Annotated in this window: 12 protein-coding genes; 6 read left to right on the top strand and 6 right to left on the bottom strand. The window is 74.6% G+C overall.

The genetic code is table 11. The features are described 5' to 3' along the window. The first annotated feature begins 92 nt into the window (after positions 1–92). Positions 93–1,268: an acetyl-CoA C-acyltransferase family protein gene (locus BUE30_RS09995; protein WP_073329508.1), complete on the top strand. Its 1,176-nt coding sequence runs from the start codon at positions 93–95 to the stop codon at positions 1,266–1,268. Positions 1,269–1,357: 89 nt separating this feature from the next. Here BUE30_RS09995 and pbpC read toward each other — a convergent pair whose 3' ends face one another. From pbpC to BUE30_RS09975, 4 genes are all read right to left on the bottom strand, one after another. After that, positions 1,358–3,358: a penicillin-binding protein 1C gene (gene pbpC, locus BUE30_RS09990; RefSeq protein ID WP_073330308.1), complete on the bottom strand. Its 2,001-nt coding sequence runs from the start codon at positions 3,356–3,358 to the stop codon at positions 1,358–1,360. Between the two features lie 122 nt (positions 3,359–3,480). Then, positions 3,481–8,886 (bottom strand): alpha-2-macroglobulin family protein, encoded by a 5,406-nt coding sequence (locus BUE30_RS09985; RefSeq protein ID WP_073329505.1) that lies wholly within the window; start codon positions 8,884–8,886, stop codon positions 3,481–3,483. Between the two features lie 490 nt (positions 8,887–9,376). Then, positions 9,377–11,419 (bottom strand): DNA helicase RecQ, encoded by a 2,043-nt coding sequence (gene recQ, locus BUE30_RS09980; protein WP_073329502.1) that lies wholly within the window; start codon positions 11,417–11,419, stop codon positions 9,377–9,379. Positions 11,420–11,560: 141 nt separating this feature from the next. After that, positions 11,561–12,025, bottom strand: a complete 465-nt coding sequence (locus BUE30_RS09975) for a c-type cytochrome (protein WP_244526327.1) — start codon at positions 12,023–12,025, stop codon at positions 11,561–11,563. Between the two features lie 207 nt (positions 12,026–12,232). Between BUE30_RS09975 and BUE30_RS09970 the strand changes: the two genes are divergently transcribed. Next, a complete protein-coding gene (locus tag BUE30_RS09970; protein ID WP_073329496.1) occupies positions 12,233–13,465 on the top strand; it encodes an Hsp70 family protein in 1,233 nt (410 codons plus the stop codon). A gap of 84 nt (positions 13,466–13,549) precedes the next feature. On the opposite strand, the gene BUE30_RS09965 is transcribed toward BUE30_RS09970, so the two are convergent. Next, positions 13,550–14,446 (bottom strand): LOG family protein, encoded by an 897-nt coding sequence (locus BUE30_RS09965; RefSeq protein WP_073329493.1) that lies wholly within the window; start codon positions 14,444–14,446, stop codon positions 13,550–13,552. Here BUE30_RS09965 and BUE30_RS09960 point away from each other — a divergent pair. The 4 genes from BUE30_RS09960 (at position 14,364) to BUE30_RS09945 (ending at position 17,580) form a co-directional block, all read left to right on the top strand. Next, positions 14,364–15,428 carry a phosphotransferase gene (locus BUE30_RS09960; protein WP_083601345.1) on the top strand — a complete coding sequence of 355 codons (1,065 nt, stop codon included), beginning with the start codon at positions 14,364–14,366 and terminating at the stop codon, positions 15,426–15,428. The two genes, BUE30_RS09965 and BUE30_RS09960, sit on opposite strands and share 83 nt — an antisense overlap. A gap of 61 nt (positions 15,429–15,489) precedes the next feature. Continuing rightward, positions 15,490–16,317, top strand: coding sequence for a 2,3,4,5-tetrahydropyridine-2,6-dicarboxylate N-succinyltransferase (gene dapD / locus BUE30_RS09955; protein ID WP_073330303.1), 828 nt, complete (start codon positions 15,490–15,492; stop codon positions 16,315–16,317). Between the two features lie 184 nt (positions 16,318–16,501). Further along, positions 16,502–16,756: a GlsB/YeaQ/YmgE family stress response membrane protein gene (locus tag BUE30_RS09950; RefSeq protein ID WP_073329490.1), complete on the top strand. Its 255-nt coding sequence runs from the start codon at positions 16,502–16,504 to the stop codon at positions 16,754–16,756. Positions 16,757–17,220: 464 nt separating this feature from the next. Next, positions 17,221–17,580, top strand: coding sequence for a hypothetical protein (locus BUE30_RS09945; RefSeq protein ID WP_073329487.1), 360 nt, complete (start codon positions 17,221–17,223; stop codon positions 17,578–17,580). Positions 17,581–17,608: 28 nt separating this feature from the next. Here BUE30_RS09945 and BUE30_RS09940 read toward each other — a convergent pair whose 3' ends face one another. Beyond that, positions 17,609–17,878, bottom strand: coding sequence for a DksA/TraR family C4-type zinc finger protein (locus BUE30_RS09940; RefSeq protein WP_073329483.1), 270 nt, complete (start codon positions 17,876–17,878; stop codon positions 17,609–17,611). Positions 17,879–17,975 lie beyond the last annotated feature (97 nt).

Genomic DNA, 17,975 nt, shown 5'->3' with positions numbered 1-17,975 from the left:
TCGGGGTCCCTTCGGTCGATGACGGCACGTTGTTCTGGCCGGGCCTGCCCCCGGATGTATCCTCGGGCGCAGGAATGACAAAGGGGGCCCCCATGGACGACATCGTGATCCTGGACGGCGTGCGGACCGCGATCGGCACCTTCGGCGGATCGCTCGCCGGGCTGCGGCCCGGGGATCTCGGCGCGACCGTCACCCGCGCGGCGATGACCCGCGCGGGGGTCGAGCCCGGGCAGGTCGGCACCGTCGTCTTCGGCCATGTCATCGACACCGAGCCGCGCGACATGTACCTCGCCCGCGTCGCGGCGATGGAGGCCGGCATCCCCGACACGACGCCCGCGATGAACGTGAACCGCCTCTGCGGGTCGGGCGCGCAGGCGATCGTCTCCGCCGCCCATGCGCTGATGGCCGGGGATGCCGATTTCGCCGTGGCCGGCGGGGCCGAGAGCATGTCGCGGTCGCCCTTCATCGTACCGTCCCAGCGCTGGGGCGCGAAGATGGGCGACGTCGCCGCGCTCGACATGATGCTGGGGGCGCTGAACTGCCCCTTCGGCACCGGGCACATGGGCATCACGGCCGAGAACGTGGCGGCCGAGCATTCCGTGAGCCGCGAGGATCAGGACGCCTTCGCGCTGGAGAGCCAGCAGCGCGCCGCCCGCGCCATCGCCGAGGGACGCTTCGCGGACCAGATCGTTCCGGTGATGCTGAAGACCCGCGCCGGCGAGCATCCGTTCGAGACCGACGAGCATCCCAAGGACACCTCCGCCGAGAAGCTCGCCGCGCTGAAGCCCGCCTTCCGCAAGGACGGCTCGGTCACCGCCGGAAATGCCAGCGGCATCAACGACGGCGCGGCCGCCCTCGTCCTCGCCCGGGCGGGCGCGGCCGAGAGGGCCGGGCTGAAACCCCGCGCCCGGCTCCTCGGCACCGCCGTGGCCGGCGTCCGGCCCGAGGTGATGGGCATCGGGCCCGTCCCGGCGGTCGAGATGCTGCTCAGGCGGATCGGGATGGAGGCGGCTGATTTCGACGTGATCGAATCGAACGAGGCCTTCGCCGCGCAGGCCATCGCGGTGAACCGCGCGCTCGGCCTCGACCCCGCGCGCGTCAATCCGAACGGGGGCGCCATCGCGCTCGGCCATCCGGTCGGGGCGACGGGCGCGATCCTGACCGTCAAGGCGCTGCACGAGCTGCGCCGCACCGGCGGCGCCCGCGCCATCGTCACGATGTGCATCGGCGGCGGCCAGGGAATCGCGCTCGCGGTGGAGGCGCTCTAGCCCGCCGCCGCTACCCCCCTGCTCTTATCTTGCCCCAAATACTCCGGGGGCTCGCGAAGCGAGCGGGGCGGAGCCCCTCGCGGCCGGGCCTAGCGCAGTTCCACCTCCGCCCGCGCGCTGCGCCCGTCGGCGTCGATCACGGCGAGCGCGGCGAAGCCGGGCCCGAGATCCTCGACCCAGACCTCGCGGCGATGGGTCCGCGCGACGGGGCGCCCGTTCGACAGCCAGACGAAGGGGCCGGTCCCGTCGCGGACCCGCAGCAGGGCGCCGGTCCCCTCGATGACCGCGCCGTCGGGGGGGAAGTCGACGACGGGCCCCGATTCCGCCGCGCCGGGACCGAACCGGCGCAGCGGCGGCGGCAGCTCGGCGGTCGCGACGATCAGCGTCTCGGGCGGCGGGGCGGGCAGCGGCGCGACCCGGCCCAGCCGCTCGAAGGCGGCGAGGAGGACCGGCGCGGCGAGATCGGCCCCGAAGGCGCCCGGCACCGGGGTGCCGTCGGCCCGTCCCATCCAGACCGCCACGACGTGGTCGCCGTCCCAGCCCGCCGCCCAGGCGTCGCGATGCCCGTAGGACGTGCCGGTCTTGATGGCGATCTCCGCCCCCGACAGGCCGGGCGGGCGCGGCGTGCCGGTCAGGATGTCGCCCACCTGCCAGGCGGCCGCGCGGTCCAGCACCTGCGGGCGCGGCCCCCGCTCGGCCCCCGCCAGCACATGGAGGCCGACCTCGCGCCCGCCATCCGCCAGCATGCCGTGGACCCGGGCGAGATCCTCGAGCGTCAGTCCGAGCCCGCCCAGGATCACGGCGAGTCCGGGGGTCGAGCCCTCCGGCAGGCGGGGGGTCGCCCCCGCCCGGCGCAGCGCGGTCATCAGGTGCGGCACGCCCACCCGCTCGGCCACGCTCACCGCCGGCACGTTGAGGGACAATTGCAGCGCCTGCCGCACCCGCAACTCGCCGCGGAAGAGGCCGTCGAAATTCTGCGGGCGGTAGCCGTCGAACTCGGTCGGCCGGTCGGCGATCAGCGTCTCGGGATGGATCAGGCCCCGGTCGAAGCCGAGGCCGTAGATCAACGGCTTCAGCGTCGAGCCGGGCGAGCGGATTGCCCGGGTCATGTCGACATAGCCGAGCCGGGCATCGTCCTCGTAGCCGGCCGAGCCGACCGAGGCGAGCATCTCGCCGCTGCGGTGATCGAGCACGACGATCGCCGCCTGCAGCCGGTCGGGTCCGCCCGCCACCGCCTCGCGCGCCAGCGCCTCCAGCCGGGCCTGCAGCGCGGCGTCGATGGTTGTGCGGATCACCGGGGCGAAGGGGTCCTCGGCCCGCAGCCGGTCGGCCAGATGCGCAGCCAGGATCGGGAAGTCGCGGCGCCGGTCCGGGGAAGGCTCGGTCAGCGCGGCCTCCGCCGCCTCGGCATCGATCACCCCGTCCCGCACCATCCGGGCGAGCACCCGGTCGCGCGCGGCGTGGGCGGCCTCGGGATGGCGGTCGGGGCGGCGGCTTTCCGGCGCCTGCGGGATCGCGACGAGCAGCGCCGCCTCTGCCTCGGTCAGTCGGGAGGGCGGCTTGCCGAACCAGGCGTAGGAGGCGGCGCGCACCCCTTCGAGATTGCCGCCGAACGGCGCGTGATCGAGGTAGAGGGCGAGGATCGCGTCCTTGTCCAGGCGACGCTCGAGCGCCAGCGCGACGCGGATCTGGCGCAGCTTGCCGGCCCAGGCGCCGGTCGTGCCGTCCTCGATCAGGCGGGCGACCTGCATCGTCAGGGTCGAGCCGCCCGAGACGATCCGCCCGGACCGCAGCCCCTGCCACGCGGCCCGGGCCAGGGCCTGCCAGTCGACCCCGGAATGGCTGCGGAAGCGGCCGTCCTCGTAGGCGATCAGCATCTCGACATAGCCGGGATCGACGCTTCCGCCCCGGACCGACAGCCGCCAGTAGCCCCCGTCCACCGTGTAGGCCCGCAACAGGGTGCCGTCGCGGGCCAGCACCTCGGTCGAGTAGAACGTGGCGAGCGGCGGCAGGATCGTCCCGTCGATCCAGCGGTCGACGGCATCCCGCCCCACCGCGCCGGCCCAGAGCAGCAGGGCGAGCGCGAACAGCGCGCCGCCGCCCCGGCGGCCCGCCCGCCGGGATCCGCGCCGCCGCCGCGTCTGGACCGACCCGGCCCCGCTCCCGGTCCCGGCCCCGGTCCCCGGCCCGGCCGCGGCCGCGCGGCGCCACCTCACGGCGTCACGACGAGGCGGCCGGCCTCTCCGACCGCGCGGTGCTCGGGGCGGTACATGTCCTCCACGCTGGGCGCGGGGTGGTGATAGGATCCCGGCGTCACCGCCCGGACGATGTACGCCAGGCGGAACGAGCTCTCGCCCCGCCAGTCCACCGCGGCGAGGAAGCGATCCTGCCGGAACTCCGCAGTCTCGGGCGTGACGGTCTCGAGCCAGGCGAGGCCCGACAGGTCGCCGCCGCGCAGCAGGTTCGGGTTGTCGATCTCGAACCCGCCCGGCAGCGGATCGGCCACCATCAACCGCCCCGCCTGCGGGCCGAGCGGCGTGACGGTCAGCACCGCGACGAGCCGGTCGCCCGCCGCCGCCTCGCCCGGCGGGGCGGGCGTGCCGTCCAGCGCGTAGTAGCGCCGCTCGATCGTCCAGCCGGTGCCCTGCGCGGGGCCCGGCATCTCGGGCACGCCGAAGGCGGTGAGGGTCAGCTCGACCGGCGCGTCGCCGCGGTTGCCGAAGGTGACGGGCGGATCGCCCGCCGCTCGCCGCTCCACCGGCGCGGCATCCAGCGGGGCGCCGTTCCGGGTCAGCGCGAGCGCGGGCGCGTCGCCGGCCAGCGCGTCCGCGGCGCGGATCTGCCAGGCGGCCTCCTGCGGGCTGACGGGGTAGTCGGCGCCGGCCAGCCGGGCGGCCAGCGCCTCCCGGTCCACCGCCTCGCTCCCCGCCTCGACCGCCAGGGCGAGCAGGGCGGCGGCATCGCGGCGGGGCGTGCCGAAATCGTCGCGCCATCCCGCCCCTTCCGGCCGGTCCAGCAGCGCGGCGGCGCGCGCGAACATCGCGTCGGCCCGTCGCTGGTCGCCGTAGGCGGCGAGGGCCGCGCCGAGCTGCGCCGCGCCGATGGGCGTGGTGAAGGCCTCGGCCCGCGCGTCGGCATAGTAGCGCAGATCCCCGATCGCCGCCTGCCCGGCCCGGGCGAGGACGTGCAGCGCATAGGCGATGCCGCCGCCGCCGCTCTCGAAATCGGGGGCGGCATTGACCTGGTTCTGCAGGTTGGCAAGCGCGGCCTCCCAGGCCCGGTCGGGCACGGGCAGGCCCGCATCGCGGGCCTCGCCCAGCACGTCGGTCACGTAGGCGTCGAGCCAGAGCGAGCGCGGGTCCGGCCGCCAGAGGCCGAACGCCCCGTTCGCCGCCTGGTTGGCGAGGATCGCGCGGATCGCCTCCTCCGCCCCGGGACCTGGCGCCGCCTCGGCCCCGAGGTCCAGCGCCGCGGTCACGCCGGGCACGTGCAGCAGCGGCGCGAGGCCAGAGGTCAGCTGTTCGGTGCAGCCGTAGGGATAGCGGTCCAGCCCGGCGACCAGCCCCGCCACGTCGAGCCGCCCGATGGGACCGGCGGCGAGCGTCGCACTGCCTGTGCCGGGCCTGAACCCGTCCAGCAGCGTGTCGTCGAAGGCGAAGCTGCCGCCGGGATCCAGCGTGAAGCGCGAGACGCGCGCGATCTCGGGGTCGCCCCAGCCGACCGGAAGGGTCAGCGTCCGGTCGGTCCGGACCCCCTCGGGATCGGTCAGCCCGATCTCGAAGCTCGCTCTGCCCGGCCCTTCCGCCGTGAAGGGCAGCGAGATCACGTCCCGCGCCCCCTCCTCCAGCACGACCATGGCGGGCACGGCGCCCTCCAGTTCGGCGCCGGTGGTGCGGATGTCGAGCGCGAATTCCCCGGTGGGCCCCTCCGCGTGGACGAGGTCCAGCAGAAGGCGCGAGCGGTCGCCCGGTGCGACCTGACGGGGCAGGCTCGCCGTCAGGGCGACGGGGTCGCTGACCGTCACGTCACGGCTGGCCTGGCCGATCCCGCGCGGGCTCCACGCCACCGCCATCAGGCGGATCGTGCCGTCGAAGGCGGGCAGGTCGAAACTGGCGCGCGCCGTCCCGTCCGCCCCGACCTCCAGCGGCCCGGCGAAGAACGAGACCAGATCCTCGGGCGGCGGGGCCTGCCCCTCCAGCCCCGCCATCGCATCGCCGCCCGAGCGCAGGCGCCCCATCTCGCCGGTCAGCCCGTCGATCAGCCGCCCGTAGACGTCGCGCATCTCGACCCCCAGCCGGCGCTGGCCGAAATACCAGCCCTGCGGATCAGGCGCGTCGAACCCGGTAAGGTTCAGGATGCCGACATCGACGGCGGCGAGCGTGACATGGGCCCCCTCCCCGCCCGGCACACGGATCTCGACCTCCAGCGGCGTCCGCGGGGCGGGATCGCCCAGTACCTCGAGCGACACGTCCAGCGCCCTGTCCCCCGGATCGATCCCGGCATGGACGAGGCCGAGCGCGCGGGCCGGGTTGCGGCCCGCCTCGGCATCCATCGGGCGGATGACGCTGGCGGTGACATAGGCGCCCGCGCCCCAGCCCTCGGTCACGGGCAGCTCGATCACGGTCTCGCCCGCGCCCACCTCGACGGCGCGCAGGTCGATCACCCGGTCGGCCAGCACGCTGACCAGCGCGGTCCCCGCATAGCGCGGCACGATCCGCAGCCGCGCGGTGTCCCCGGGCGTGTAGGTCTCGGCGTCGAGCGAGAGCTCCAGCATGTCCGGGCTCTCCTCGACGCCCGCGGCGGCATACCACCCGGCCGTGAAGGCGGTGGAGGCGGCGGCCCAGGGCGTGCCGTCCCGCTCGACGATCAGCTCGTAGCGGCCCCACTCGACCGGCGCGCGGATCGTGGCCGGCCCGCCGTCCAGCGCCAGCTCGCCCGTGGCGACGCGGGTGCGGCGCGTCACCGGCTCCCACGACCAGGATCCCGTCGTGCGGTACCACTGATACTCCGTCTCGATCCGCTCGACCGACCAGGTCACGTCCATCGCGGTCGGGGCCAGGTCGGGACCGAGCGCGACCACCTCGACCACCGCCTCGCCGCCCTCGGGCAGGGTGCCGTCGAAGCCGGGGCGAAGCGCGATGACCGGCCCCTCCGGCAGGACCGGCACGGTCAGGCGCCGCTCGACCGGCCGGCCCGACCCCTCGGTCAGCCGGGCGACGAAGGTCGCCTCCAGCGGCTGCGCGATCCCCTCCGGCGCGGGGATCGGCACGTCGATCACGGCGCGGCCCGCGGCATCGGTCGCGGCGCTCGCGACGAAGGGCTCGACCACCGGGCGGACCGGCGCGTCGGCCAGTCCGAAGGTCCAGCCCTCCCATCCCGCGACGGTCTCCGCCGCGGCCAGGCGCAGCTCCCCCTCGGCCGGCAGGTCCGGCGCGGGGGGGCCGAACAGGTAGCGGCCCTCGATCTCCAGCGGGACCACCGCGCCCGGACGGGCGGCGGGCGGCGCGGACAGCGCCAGGTCGATCCGCTCGGGCACGAAATCCTCGACCAGCACCCGCGTCGTGGCGAGCGGCGGGGCGCCCGGATCGGCCAGCGTCTCGATCCGCCAGGTGCCGCGCGGCGCGCCGGTCCCGGTCGGCAGGGCGAAGACATGCCCGCCGGCCAGATCCTCGAGGCCGGCGACCCGCGAATACTCGATCCCGTCGGGCCGGTAGAGCACCGCCGTCAGCGGCACCCCCTCCACCGCCCGCGCCCCGGCGTCGCGCATCAGCGCGGTGAGGTGGATCGTCTCGCCCGCGCGGTAGGCACCGCGATCGGTCGCGAGGAAGACGTCGATCGGCCCGGCGGCGGGCCGCCCCTCCACCCCCCTGTCGGACAGGTCGAAGGCGGGGTCCGAGAGCGGCAGGAAGGCGAGGTCGTCGCCCAGCCGCGCCGTCACCAGCCGGGGTCGCGCCGCCCCGGTGCCGAGCAGCAGCCCGGCGGGAAAGCGGGCGATCCCCCCGGCATCGGCGGTGGCGGTGCCGAGCACCGCGTTCCCGGTCGAGATCAGCTCGACCTCGGCGCCCGGCACCGCCGCCGCGCTGCCGAGCGAGCGGATCGCGACCGTCAGCCCGTCCGATCCTGCCCAGCTCGTCAGGCCGAGATCGGACAGGACGAACCATTGCGTCGCGGGCGGATCGTCGTAGGGATCCTGCCCCGGCACCCCCGCGACGAGGACGAAGAGACCCGGCTCCGCCCCCTCCAGCGGCTCGGACAGGGGGATGCGGCTGCGCCGCTCGACATTCAGCTCCTGCGGGACCTCGACCGTCCCTTCCCAGATCAGCGCGCCCGTCTCGTCCGAGAACTGCTCCTCCTGCCAACCGTAGAGCGGGTCGCGGAACAGCCCCTCGATCATCGTCGAGACGATGGCCCGGTCCGAGACCCGGTAGAGCCGCAGCTCCGCCGCGCCGGTATTGACGCTGTCGAGCGGCAGGGCCGGCTCGCCGGCGGCGGGCAGGATGTAGGCGCGGCCGGGAAAGCGGACGGCCGGCGCGCGGTCGCGGACGTAGAGCGACAGCTCCGTCGTCTCCGGCAGCACCTCGCCCGTCGCGGCGGGCAGGCCGGCGCGCAGGGCGAAGTCCACCTGCGCCCCGTGGGTCAGCCCGTCGAGGCACAGCTCGCGCCCGCTCACCGTGACCGAGAGGGCAGGATCGGCGCGGCGGACATAGGAATCGTAATCGACGCCGGCCGGGACGAGATCCTCGTTGAAGACCACGCAGACGCGGGGGGCGGCATTGTCGCTCTCCACCTCGGTCTCGACGACGCGGAAGCCGTAGAGCCCGGTCAGCCGGGCCAGCGCCTCCGTCCGGTCGGTGCCGGGATCCAGCTCCTGCGCGCGGCGCAGGGCCGTGAGGGCGGCGCGACCGTCGCCCCGCGCCTCGGTCACGCGGGCGATGTCGGCGAGGATCGCGGCCTGCTCCTCCGGCGGCCCGGCGCGGAGGAAGGCGTTCACGAGGGCGGGCACAGCGCTCCAGTAGGCCTCGTCCTCGGCCGGCAGCGCATCGGCGGCGAGGCCGTAATCCCGCCACTCCGCCGCCCGGTCGGTGAGAGAGACGGCGGCCCCCGTCAGCCGCAGCGCGCCCGGCCAGTCGCCCGCGGCGCGCCGCGCATCCGCCGCCTCGATCAGCGCCCCGGGCGCCATGCCGTTGGCCGGGTGGGTCCGCCCGATCCGCCGGGCGAGGCGGCGCGCCTCGGTCAGCTCCTCCGGCGCGAGGAAGGACAGCGCCGCCGCCCGCTGCGCCGCCCTCTCAAGCACGGCGGGATCCGTGCGGATCACCTCGCCCGAGATCGCGCCGAGGAAGGGCGCGGCGGGACCGCCGCCCGACTTGACGAAGCACGCGGCGGAGCGGGTGTTGTAGGTGAAGGCGCCGCAGCCCTCGTCGGCGAGGCAGGCCGCCTGGCAGGCGTCGAGCGTGGTGTCGAACCAGCTCGACCGATCGCCGCCGGGAAAGTCCGTGTCCTCGCGGATCGCGACGTGCCGGTCGGGCACCGGCCCGTCCTGCGCGCTCGCCCGGCCCGAGGCCAGCCCCGATGCGGCGGCGACGAGGAGGGCGAGGGCGGCGGCGCGGAACAGGGTCATCGTCGAAATCCGGAGGAAGAATGGCGCCAACCTGTCACGCCGCCCGATTCGGGACAACGACGGGCTGCGCCCCATGCCGGGTCCGTGAGGCCCGCCCCGGCGGCCGCCCGATCGCCCACCCTGTCTGTCTCTGGGCGGGCCGTCCCGGACAGACCCGGCGCAGACCGGACCGGACGAGGCCCGCCGGCCCCTCTGCGCCCGCCGGCGTCATGCCCCGCCCGGCCCCGGGCGAGGGGGCGGGCCGGGCATCGCACGATGCGCGCCCACCCTGTCTGTCTCTGGGCGGGCCGTCCCGGACAGACCCCGCGCCGACCGGACCGGACGAGTCCCCCCGGCCCCTCTGCGCCCGCCGGCGTCATGCCCCCGCCCGGCCCCGGGCGAGGGGGCGGGCCGGGCATCGCACGATGCGCGCCCACCCGCGCCGGACAGCGCGGGACAGGTGCCGACCGATCGCAGCCGGACCCGGGACCCCGGGCGCGCCGCCCCGGCCCTACTCCCCGCGGATCGCCTCGAGGAAGGCGTCGCCGAACCGCTCGGCATGACGCTCGCCCAGCAGCCGGACCAGCGCGTCGCGGTCGGCGGGCCGCGACCGGGCCACCCGGGCCAGCTGCGCGGCGGTGCAGGACATCGGCTTGTCGAGGCCGCTCTCGCCCCGCGCCAGGTCGCCCTGCGCCGCGACGAGGCGGTCGTAGACCTCCCCCTCCGCGCGGCCGGCAAGCTTGCGGCGGGCGGGATGCACCTCCTCCGCCGCGCCGGCGATCACCTCCAGGAAGGCCGCGCCGTAGCTCTCCAGCTTCTTGGCCCCCACCCCGCCGACCTTCGCCATCGCGTCGAGCGTGGCCGGCCGGGTCTCGGCCATCTCGATCAGGGTGCGGTCGGTGAAGATGATGTAGGCCGGCACACCCTGCTGCTCGGCCAGGAACCGGCGTTTCGCCTTGAGCGCGGACAGGAGCGGCGCGTCCTCCTCAGCGACCATCGCCTTCACCTTCGGTCCCGCCTTGGCAGACCGGATCGTGTCGCGCCGCAGGATCACCTCGGCCTCGCCCTTCAGCACCGGGCGGGCCGCCTCGGTCATCCGCAGGCCGCCGTGGCGCTCGGGGTCGGGGCGCATCAGGTCGCGGCCCAGCATCTGCCGGAAGATCGCCTGCCACTGGGGCTTCGACGTCTCCTTCCCGACGCCGAAGGTCGGCAGGTCGTCGTGGCCGCGCTGGCGCACCTTGTCGGTGGCGTTGCCCATCAGGATGTCGATCAGGTGCCCCGCGCCGAAGGTCTCGCCCGTCCGCAGCGCGGCCGACAGCGCCATCCGCACCGGCGTCGTGGCGTCGAACGTCTCAGGCGGGCTGTCGCACAGGTCGCAGCGCCCGCAGGGGCCCTCCGGCGTCTCGCCGAAATAGGACAGCAGCTCCAGCCGCCGGCACCGCGTCGCCTCCGCCAGGCCGAGCAGGGCGTTGAGCCGGCCGTGATCGGCCTGCCGCCGCTCCAGCGGGGCGGGGCTCTCGTCGATCTGGCTGCGGCGGAAGCGGATGTCCTCGGGACCGTAGAGCGTCAGCGTCTCGGCCGGGGCGCCGTCGCGGCCCGCGCGCCCGATCTCCTGGTAGTAGCCCTCGACCGATTTGGGCAGGTCGGCATGGGCGACCCATCGGATGTCCGGCTTGTCGATCCCCATGCCGAAGGCGATCGTGGCGCAGACGATGAGCCCGTCCTCCTGCTGGAAGCGCGTCTCGGCGGCGCGGCGATCCTCGGCCTCCATCCCGCCGTGATAGCTGATCGCGCCGTGCCCCGCCTCGCGCAGGGCCTGGGCCAGCGTCTCGGTCTTGGCCCGCGTGCCGCAATAGACGATCCCCGACTGCCCCTTCCGCGCCGCCGCGAAGTCGAGGATCTGGCGGCGGGGAGAGTCCTTGACCGCGAAGGCGAGGTGCAGGTTCGGCCGGTCGAAGCCGCGCAGGAACATCGCCGGCTCGCGCCCGGCGAAGAGCTTCTGCACGATCTCCTCGCGGGTCTCGGCGTCGGCCGTGGCGGTGAACGCGGCGAGCGGCACGTCCAGCGCCCGGCGCAGGTCGCCGATCCGCAGGTAGTCGGGCCGGAAGTCGTGGCCCCACTGGCTGACGCAATGCGCCTCGTCCACGGCGATCAGGCCGACGCCCGCGCGGGACAGCATCTGCACCACGCCCCCCACGGCCAGCCGCTCGGGCGCCATGTAGAGCAGCTTCAGCCGGCCGGCCGACAGCGCGTCCCAGACCGCGTCGGTCTCCTCCGGCGTGTTGCCGGAGGTGAGCGCCCCGGCCTCGACCCCCGCCTCGCGCAGGCCGCGGACCTGGTCGCGCATCAGCGCGATGAGGGGGGAGATGACGACCGTCACGCCGCCGCGCAGCAGGGCCGGCAGCTGGAAGCACAGCGACTTGCCGCCGCCCGTCGGCATGATGGCGAGCGTGTCGCGCCCGGCGGTCACGGCGTCGACAATCTCTTCCTGCCCGGGCCGGAAGGCGTCGAATCCGAACGTGTCCCGCAGGACCGCGAGGGTCTCTCTCTCCATGTGCCCGCTCCGCCTGGACCCCGGTGACAGGGGGTGTGGCCCTTGCGGGGGCGCCTCTGCGCCCCCCGGCTCTTCGTATCGGAGGATACCGGGGTTAACGGCCGATTGACAGACCCGGGGCCCGGCGCCCCGTCCCCGGCCTCAGCCCGAGGGGAGCCCCGAGAGATAGGCCCAGATGTCGCGCGCATCGGCCGGATCGCGCACCTCGTAGGCCATCCGGGCGCGGGCCCGCCGGTCGTCCAGCGCCTCGCGCAGGAAGCCGGTGGGCGACTGGATGTAGGCGGTGAAGTTCCCCTCGCCCCAGCTCGTGCCGCGCTGCCCGTAGGCGACCAGCGCATCGCCGTAGACGAAGCCGGGCAGGCTGCCCGGCTGGCGCCCCGCCACGCCGTAGAGGTTCGGGCCGGTCTCGGCGGTGCGCCCGGCCAGCGTGCGCCCGTCGGGGCTGCGGACGACGTGGCAGGCCACGCATTGGCGGTTGAACTGCGTCTCGCCGTTCGCGGCGTCGGCCTGCTGGGCGCGGGCGGGCGCGGCGGCGGACAGGGCCGCGACGACGGCCGTCGCGGCGAGGGCCGCAGCCCGGGCCATTCCCCGAAGTGACGATGTCATGGATGGTGGTCTCTCTTCTGCGGACAGGTGCGCGACTTCCCCGGTCGGCACACAGATACGCCCTGCGGACGGGCGTGCCAACGCCCCTGCCCGGCGAGATCACGAAAGGCGGATGCCGGCGCCCGGGAACGCGGGCCGCGCCGCGGCTTGACCGGCGGGGCCGCCTTGCGTATCGACCGCGGCTTTCCGCGAGGGGAGAGGCCCGCCATGACGGACTGGATCGGCATCGATTTCGGCACCTCGAACACCGCCGCCGCGCGCATGGCGGGGGATGCCCCGCGCCTGATCGAGCTGGAGCCGAGGCGCGATTCCATCCCCTCGGCCGTGTTCCTCGACTTCGACGGAGGAGAGATGCTGTTCGGCTCGGACGCGGTGGCCGCGCTGACCGACGGGCGCGAGGGGCGGTTCCTGCGCGCGCTGAAGCGCGTGCTCGGCACGCCGCTGATGCGCGAGACGCGGCAGCTGCTGAACCGTCGCATGACCCTCGTCGACCTCGTGGGCGAGGTGCTGGCACTGGTGAAGGCGCGGGCCGAGGCGGCGGAGGGGCGCCGCTTCACCCGCGTCGTCGCGGGCCGGCCGGTCCGGTTCCAGGACGATCCCGCGCGCGACGCGCAGGCGGCGCTCGACCTGACCGACGCCTATCGCGCCGCCGGGTTCGAGACGGTCGAATGGCTGCCCGAGCCGGAGGCCGCCGTGCTGGCGACCGGGATCGGCGAGGGGCTCGGCCTCGTCTTCGACATCGGGGGCGGCACGTCGGACTTCACCCTGTTCCGCGCGCGGAACGGCGTGCCCGAGGTGATCGCCAGCCACGGCGTGCGCGTCGGCGGCACCGATGCCGACCGGCTCGTCAGCCTCGCCCATGTCATGCCGCGCCTCGGCATGGGGGGCCTGCTGCATGCCGAACTCGGAAGCGATCTCTTCCCTGCCCCGCAGGCCCCGTTCCAGGACATGGCGACATGGGAGAAGATCGGCTTCCTGCAGACCCCGCAGATGATGCGCGAGGCCGCTCGCTGGACGAAGCTGGCCGACCGGCCCGAGCTCTTCGCCCGCTGGCAGCGCGTGCTCGAGGACCAGCTTGGCTTCGAGCTGGCGATGCAGGTCGAGGACGGCAAGATCGCGGCCAATGCCGGGGCGGCCGAGCTGGACCTGTCGCTGGTCGAGTCCGGCCTCGGCGCGCCGCTGGACCCGGGCCGGCTGGAGCGCGACCTCGCCCCGATGGCCGACGCGGTGGAGGCGGGCGCCCGCGAGGCGCTGGACCATGCGGGCGTGCGCCCGCAGGAGGTGACGCATCTCGTCTACGTGGGCGGCTCCGCCCTGCTCGGCGCGCTGCGGGGGCGGGCCGAGGCGCTCTGCACCGCGGCCGAACCGGTCGAGACGGCGGCCTTCACCGCCGTGGCGGCGGGCCTCGCCCGGCGGGCGGCGGCGCTGGAAGCGGCCTGACGCCCCGGGGCGCCGGGCGAGCCGGCCCCGGGCGCCCAGTTCGCCGGACCGGCCGGGGCCGCCCCGTCCCGGCTGATCCCCGGCCTAGTCGCCCGTCCGCTCTTCCTTCACCGGCGGCTCGCGGCCCGGAATGTCCTGCCGGATCTCGCCCTTGCCCGCCCAGCTCTCGATCGCCGCGATCGCCTCGTCCGCGGTCTCGACATAGGCGAAGAGGTCGAGATCGACGCGGCTGATCGTGCCGGCCTCGGCCAGCGCCTCCCAGTTGACGATCCCTTCCCAGAAGTCCCGGCCGAACAGCAGGACCGGCACCTTCGCCATGCGGCCCGTCTGGATCAGGGTCAGTGCCTCGAACAGCTCGTCCAGCGTGCCGAACCCGCCCGGAAAGACGCAGATCGCCGCGGCCCGCATCAGGAAATGCATCTTGCGGATGGCAAAGTAGTGGAAGTTGAAGCACAGCTCCGGCGTGACGAAGAGGTTCGGCGCCTGCTCGTGAGGCAGCACGATGTTGAGGCCGATCGACCGGCCGCCCGCATCCTGCGCCCCGCGATTGCCCGCCTCCATCACGCCGGGGCCGCCGCCGGTGACGATGACGTTCTCGTGGCCGCCCGTCTCCATCGAGAGGCGGGTCATCTTCTCTGCGAAGAGGCGGGCCTCCTCGTAATAGGCCGAGAGCCGGCCCAGCGTCTCGGTCCGGGCGCCCGCCGCCTTCGACGGCTCGGGGATGCGCGCCCCGCCGAAGAGCACGATGGTCGAAGTCACGCCCGCCGCATCCATCGCCAGTTCGGGCTTGAGCAGTTCCAGCTGCAGCCGGACCGGCCGCAGGTCCTCGCGCGTCAGGAAATCCTCGTCCGCGAAGGCGAGCCGATAGGTCGGCGAGCGCGTCTGCGGCGTGTCGGGGATGTGCTGCGTCGCCTGCCTGTCGGACCGGCTGTCGCGCAGCGGGTGGCGGCGGGCATCGTGGGGGCGGCGGATGTCGGGCATGTGCGTCTTCCGGGATCAGGGCGGCGCCGGTGTGCCGGAACCGCGGCGGCGTGTAAACGCCATGCAGGCCGCATGGATGCGGCGCGACACGACAGGACCGTCCGATGCGCCCCCTCCCCCCGCCCCCGACCGCCGCGACCGCTCGCGCCCTCGTCGCCGCGCAGGCCCCTGCCTTCCTCGACGGGGCGCCGTTTCCCCGGTCCCGGGCGGGACGGACAACGCCCTGTTCCGGCTGGGACCCAGGGCGGTGCTGCGGCTGCCCTTGCGGGAGTGCGGCGTGCGGCAGGTCGCGACCGACCGGCACTGGCTGCCGGGTCTCGCCCCCCTGCGCCCGCCCGGGCTGGCCGTGCCGCGCCTTCGCTTCGCCGGGGCGCCGGGCCCGGGCTTTCCCCATCCCTGGACGATCCAGGACTGGCTGGAGGGCGACAGCGCCCATCACGCGCCGCCGCGGGACGACCCGGCGGCAGGCCGCGCCCTCGCGGGAATGATGCGCGCCCTCCAGGCCCTGCCGGGGGCCGGGGCGCTGCCGCCCTCGCGCAGCCTCGCCGCGCAGGACGAATCCGTGCGTGCCCAGATCGCCGAGTTCCGCCCCGGGGAAGGCGACCGGGGCCGGCTGGAGGCCGAATGGGACGCGGCGATGGCCCTGCCCCGCCATGGCGGCCCGTCCGTGGTTGTGCATGGCGATCTGCATCCGCTCAACCTCGTGGTGCGGGGCGGCGCGCTGTCGGGCGTGATCGACTGGGGCGGCCTCTCGCGCGGCGACCCGGCCCGCGACCTGATGGCGGGCTGGACGGTGCTGGGCGTCCCCGGCCGCACGGCGCTGGCCGCCGCCCTGCGCCCGGACCCCGCGGCGCTGGCGCGGGGCCGGGCCCATGCGCTGGCCATGGCCTGCATGGGCATCCCGTTCTACCGGCGCGGCAACCCCGCCTTCCTCGCCATGATCCACCGCATCCTCGCCGAGGTGCTGGCCCATCCCGCGTGATGGACGGGGGCGCCCGGGTCGGCTAGGGGACGGGCGGACCACCCCGCCGATGGAGACCGCCATGCCCCACGCCCAGCTCGAAGCCGCGATCGAAGCCGCCTGGGAGGCCCGTGCCGAGATCACCCCCACGACCGGGGGCGAGACGCGCGAGGCGATCGAGGCGACGCTGGACGCGCTCGACGCCGGTACACTTCGGGTGGCCGAGCGCGGGGGGGACGGCACCTGGCACGTCAACCAGTGGGCCAAGAAGGCGGTGCTGCTGGGCTTCCGCATCAAGGACATGGAGCAGCATGCCGGCGGGCCGCAGGGCGGCGGCTGGTGGGACAAGGTGGACAGCAAGTTCAAGGGCTGGGGCGACAACCAGTGGCGCGCCGCGGGCTTCCGCGCGGTGCCGAACGCGGTGGTGCGCCGGTCGGCCTACATCGCGCCGGGCGTGGTGCTGATGCCGTCCTTCGTCAACCTCGGCGCCTACGTGGACGAGGGCACGATGGTCGACACATGGGCGACGGTCGGCTCCTGCGCCCAGATCGGAAAGAACGTGCATCTGAGCGGCGGCGTCGGGATCGGCGGCGTGCTCGAGCCGATGCAGGCGGGCCCGACGATCATCGAGGACAACTGCTTCATCGGGGCGCGGTCCGAGGTGGTCGAGGGCGTGATCGTGCGCGAGGGATCGGTCCTCGGCATGGGCGTCTTCCTCGGCCAGTCGACGAAGATCGTCGACCGCGAGACGGGAGAGAACTTCTATGGCGAGGTGCCGCCCTATTCCGTCGTCGTCGCCGGCTCGATGCCCTCGAAGAACGGCGTGAACCTCTACTGCGCGGTGATCGTCAAGCGCGTCGACGAGCGCACCCGGTCCAAGACCGGCATCAACGAGCTGCTGCGCGACTGATCCCCCGGCCCCCGATCCACCGGCCCCCGAACCACCGGCCCGCGACCGTCGGCGCCGACCCGGGGCGCCGCGACGGGTTCCGCGCCGCGCGATGGAACCGAACAGATGACAATCGCGTTATGAGCCCGATACGGACGGACCGATAGAGGTCCGCCGCTGCAAACGGGACGAAAGGACTAACGTCATGAACGGAGTGGGTTGGATCGCGGCCATCATCATCGGCGGCATCGCCGGTTGGCTGGCCGAACAGTTCATGAAGTCGAACATGGGCATCCTGATGAACATCATCCTCGGGATCATCGGTGCCATCGTGTTCAACTTCCTGCTCGGGCTCTTCTTCGATACCACGACCTATGGCTGGATCGGCTCTCTCATCGCCGGCTTCATCGGCGCCTGCCTCCTGATCTGGATCGCGCGGCTGGTCCGCCGCAAGACCTGATCTCTCCAGACATCCCGGCCCCGGGCCGGTCAGGGGCCCGTCGCGACAGCGGCGGGCCCTTCGACATTCAGCGCCCATCGGTCGGCCCTCGCCCCCGCATCCTGCCGCGCGATCCGCCCGGGCCAGTCCCGCGACAACGCCTCCGCCGCGCGGCGGCGCAGCGAGGGCGGGCGGGGCGCCCGCCCGGTCCGGGCCCGCGCCGCAGGCCGCCCGCAGGGCCCTCTGCCCCTCCGCCCCCGGGAGACGGGCCGTGTTCGGGCGGGGCAGCAGCATTTCCGCCCGCGCGCCATCGACCGTCACGAGGCCGTGACCCGCGATGGCGAGATGCACGTCGACGACGGACCGCTCCGCCGATCCGCGCCGCACCCCCGGCAGGACGGCGAAACCCAGCCTGCGGGGGACTTGTTCTTCCTATCCGCGAGGGATTAACGAGCCGTTGACAAGGGCCAGCAAGGCGGGACGTGATGCCAGAAAAGAGCGAGAAGCCGCGCCGGACGCCGCGTCCGCAGCATGTCTACACTCTGCTGGTCGAGGTCGGGCGGCGCCGGGGCGACGACCTGCCGGAGGGATCCACCGGCGCCGCGCTGATGTGCTATGCCTCCGGCGTGGACGAGGCCGAGGCGGTGCGCGAGACGGTCGCCATCCTCAAGCAGGCCGGGCTCGCCCCGCTCGACGTGTCGGGCTACGGCACGCTGGAGGAACGGCTGGCCGAGGGGCACGACATCGCCGACGAGGAACGCGCCCTGATGGACCGCGCGCGGGCGGAGAATTCGGTGATCATCGCGCAGATGACGCCGTTCTACGAAGACGGGCGGAAGGACTAGCCGCTGCGGCTCATCCTCCCCGCAGCAGTCACTTCAGCTGGCTGTCCTTCGATCCGCGGCGATTGATGCCGCCCCGCGCGACCTGGCGGCGGTCGCGCCCCGAGGCGCAGTCGACGCAGAGCTTCACCCCCGGTAGGGCCTCGCGCCGCTTCTGGGGGATCGGCTCACCGCATTCGGCGCAGTCCTCGGCGCTCTCGCCCTGCGGGGCGCGGCGGGCGCGCATCCGCGCCAGCTCGTCCGAGATCGACGCCTCGATCTGCTCGTTCACCGCGCCGTCGCGGGACCATCCGCCTGCCATGCGTCGCGCCTCCTCGCATCAGGGCCTCTCGCTTCAGGATCGTCCGGGGTCGCCGCGCCCTCGGCATCGCGAGATGCGCGCCCCGTCGCCTGCGCCC

Source organism: Wenxinia saemankumensis, assembly GCF_900141735.1.
Taxonomy (GTDB): Bacteria; Pseudomonadota; Alphaproteobacteria; order Rhodobacterales; family Rhodobacteraceae; genus Wenxinia; species Wenxinia saemankumensis.
Note: the sequence above shows the minus strand (reverse complement) of the source record. Positions and strands in the feature narration are given on the sequence as shown.

Coding starts and splice junctions, on each gene's coding strand:
- BUE30_RS09940 (WP_073329483.1), bottom strand. CDS start 17,878: ATGGCAGGCGGATGGTCCCGCGACGGCGCGGTGAACGAGCAGATCGAG.
- BUE30_RS09950 (WP_073329490.1), top strand. CDS start 16,502: ATGAACGGAGTGGGTTGGATCGCGGCCATCATCATCGGCGGCATCGCC.
- BUE30_RS09970 (WP_073329496.1), top strand. CDS start 12,233: ATGACGGACTGGATCGGCATCGATTTCGGCACCTCGAACACCGCCGCC.
- dapD (WP_073330303.1), top strand. CDS start 15,490: ATGCCCCACGCCCAGCTCGAAGCCGCGATCGAAGCCGCCTGGGAGGCC.
- BUE30_RS09985 (WP_073329505.1), bottom strand. CDS start 8,886: ATGACCCTGTTCCGCGCCGCCGCCCTCGCCCTCCTCGTCGCCGCCGCA.
- BUE30_RS09965 (WP_073329493.1), bottom strand. CDS start 14,446: ATGCCCGACATCCGCCGCCCCCACGATGCCCGCCGCCACCCGCTGCGC.
- recQ (WP_073329502.1), bottom strand. CDS start 11,419: ATGGAGAGAGAGACCCTCGCGGTCCTGCGGGACACGTTCGGATTCGAC.
- BUE30_RS09975 (WP_244526327.1), bottom strand. CDS start 12,025: ATGACATCGTCACTTCGGGGAATGGCCCGGGCTGCGGCCCTCGCCGCG.
- BUE30_RS09960 (WP_083601345.1), top strand. CDS start 14,364: ATGTGCTGCGTCGCCTGCCTGTCGGACCGGCTGTCGCGCAGCGGGTGG.
- BUE30_RS09945 (WP_073329487.1), top strand. CDS start 17,221: ATGCCAGAAAAGAGCGAGAAGCCGCGCCGGACGCCGCGTCCGCAGCAT.
- BUE30_RS09995 (WP_073329508.1), top strand. CDS start 93: ATGGACGACATCGTGATCCTGGACGGCGTGCGGACCGCGATCGGCACC.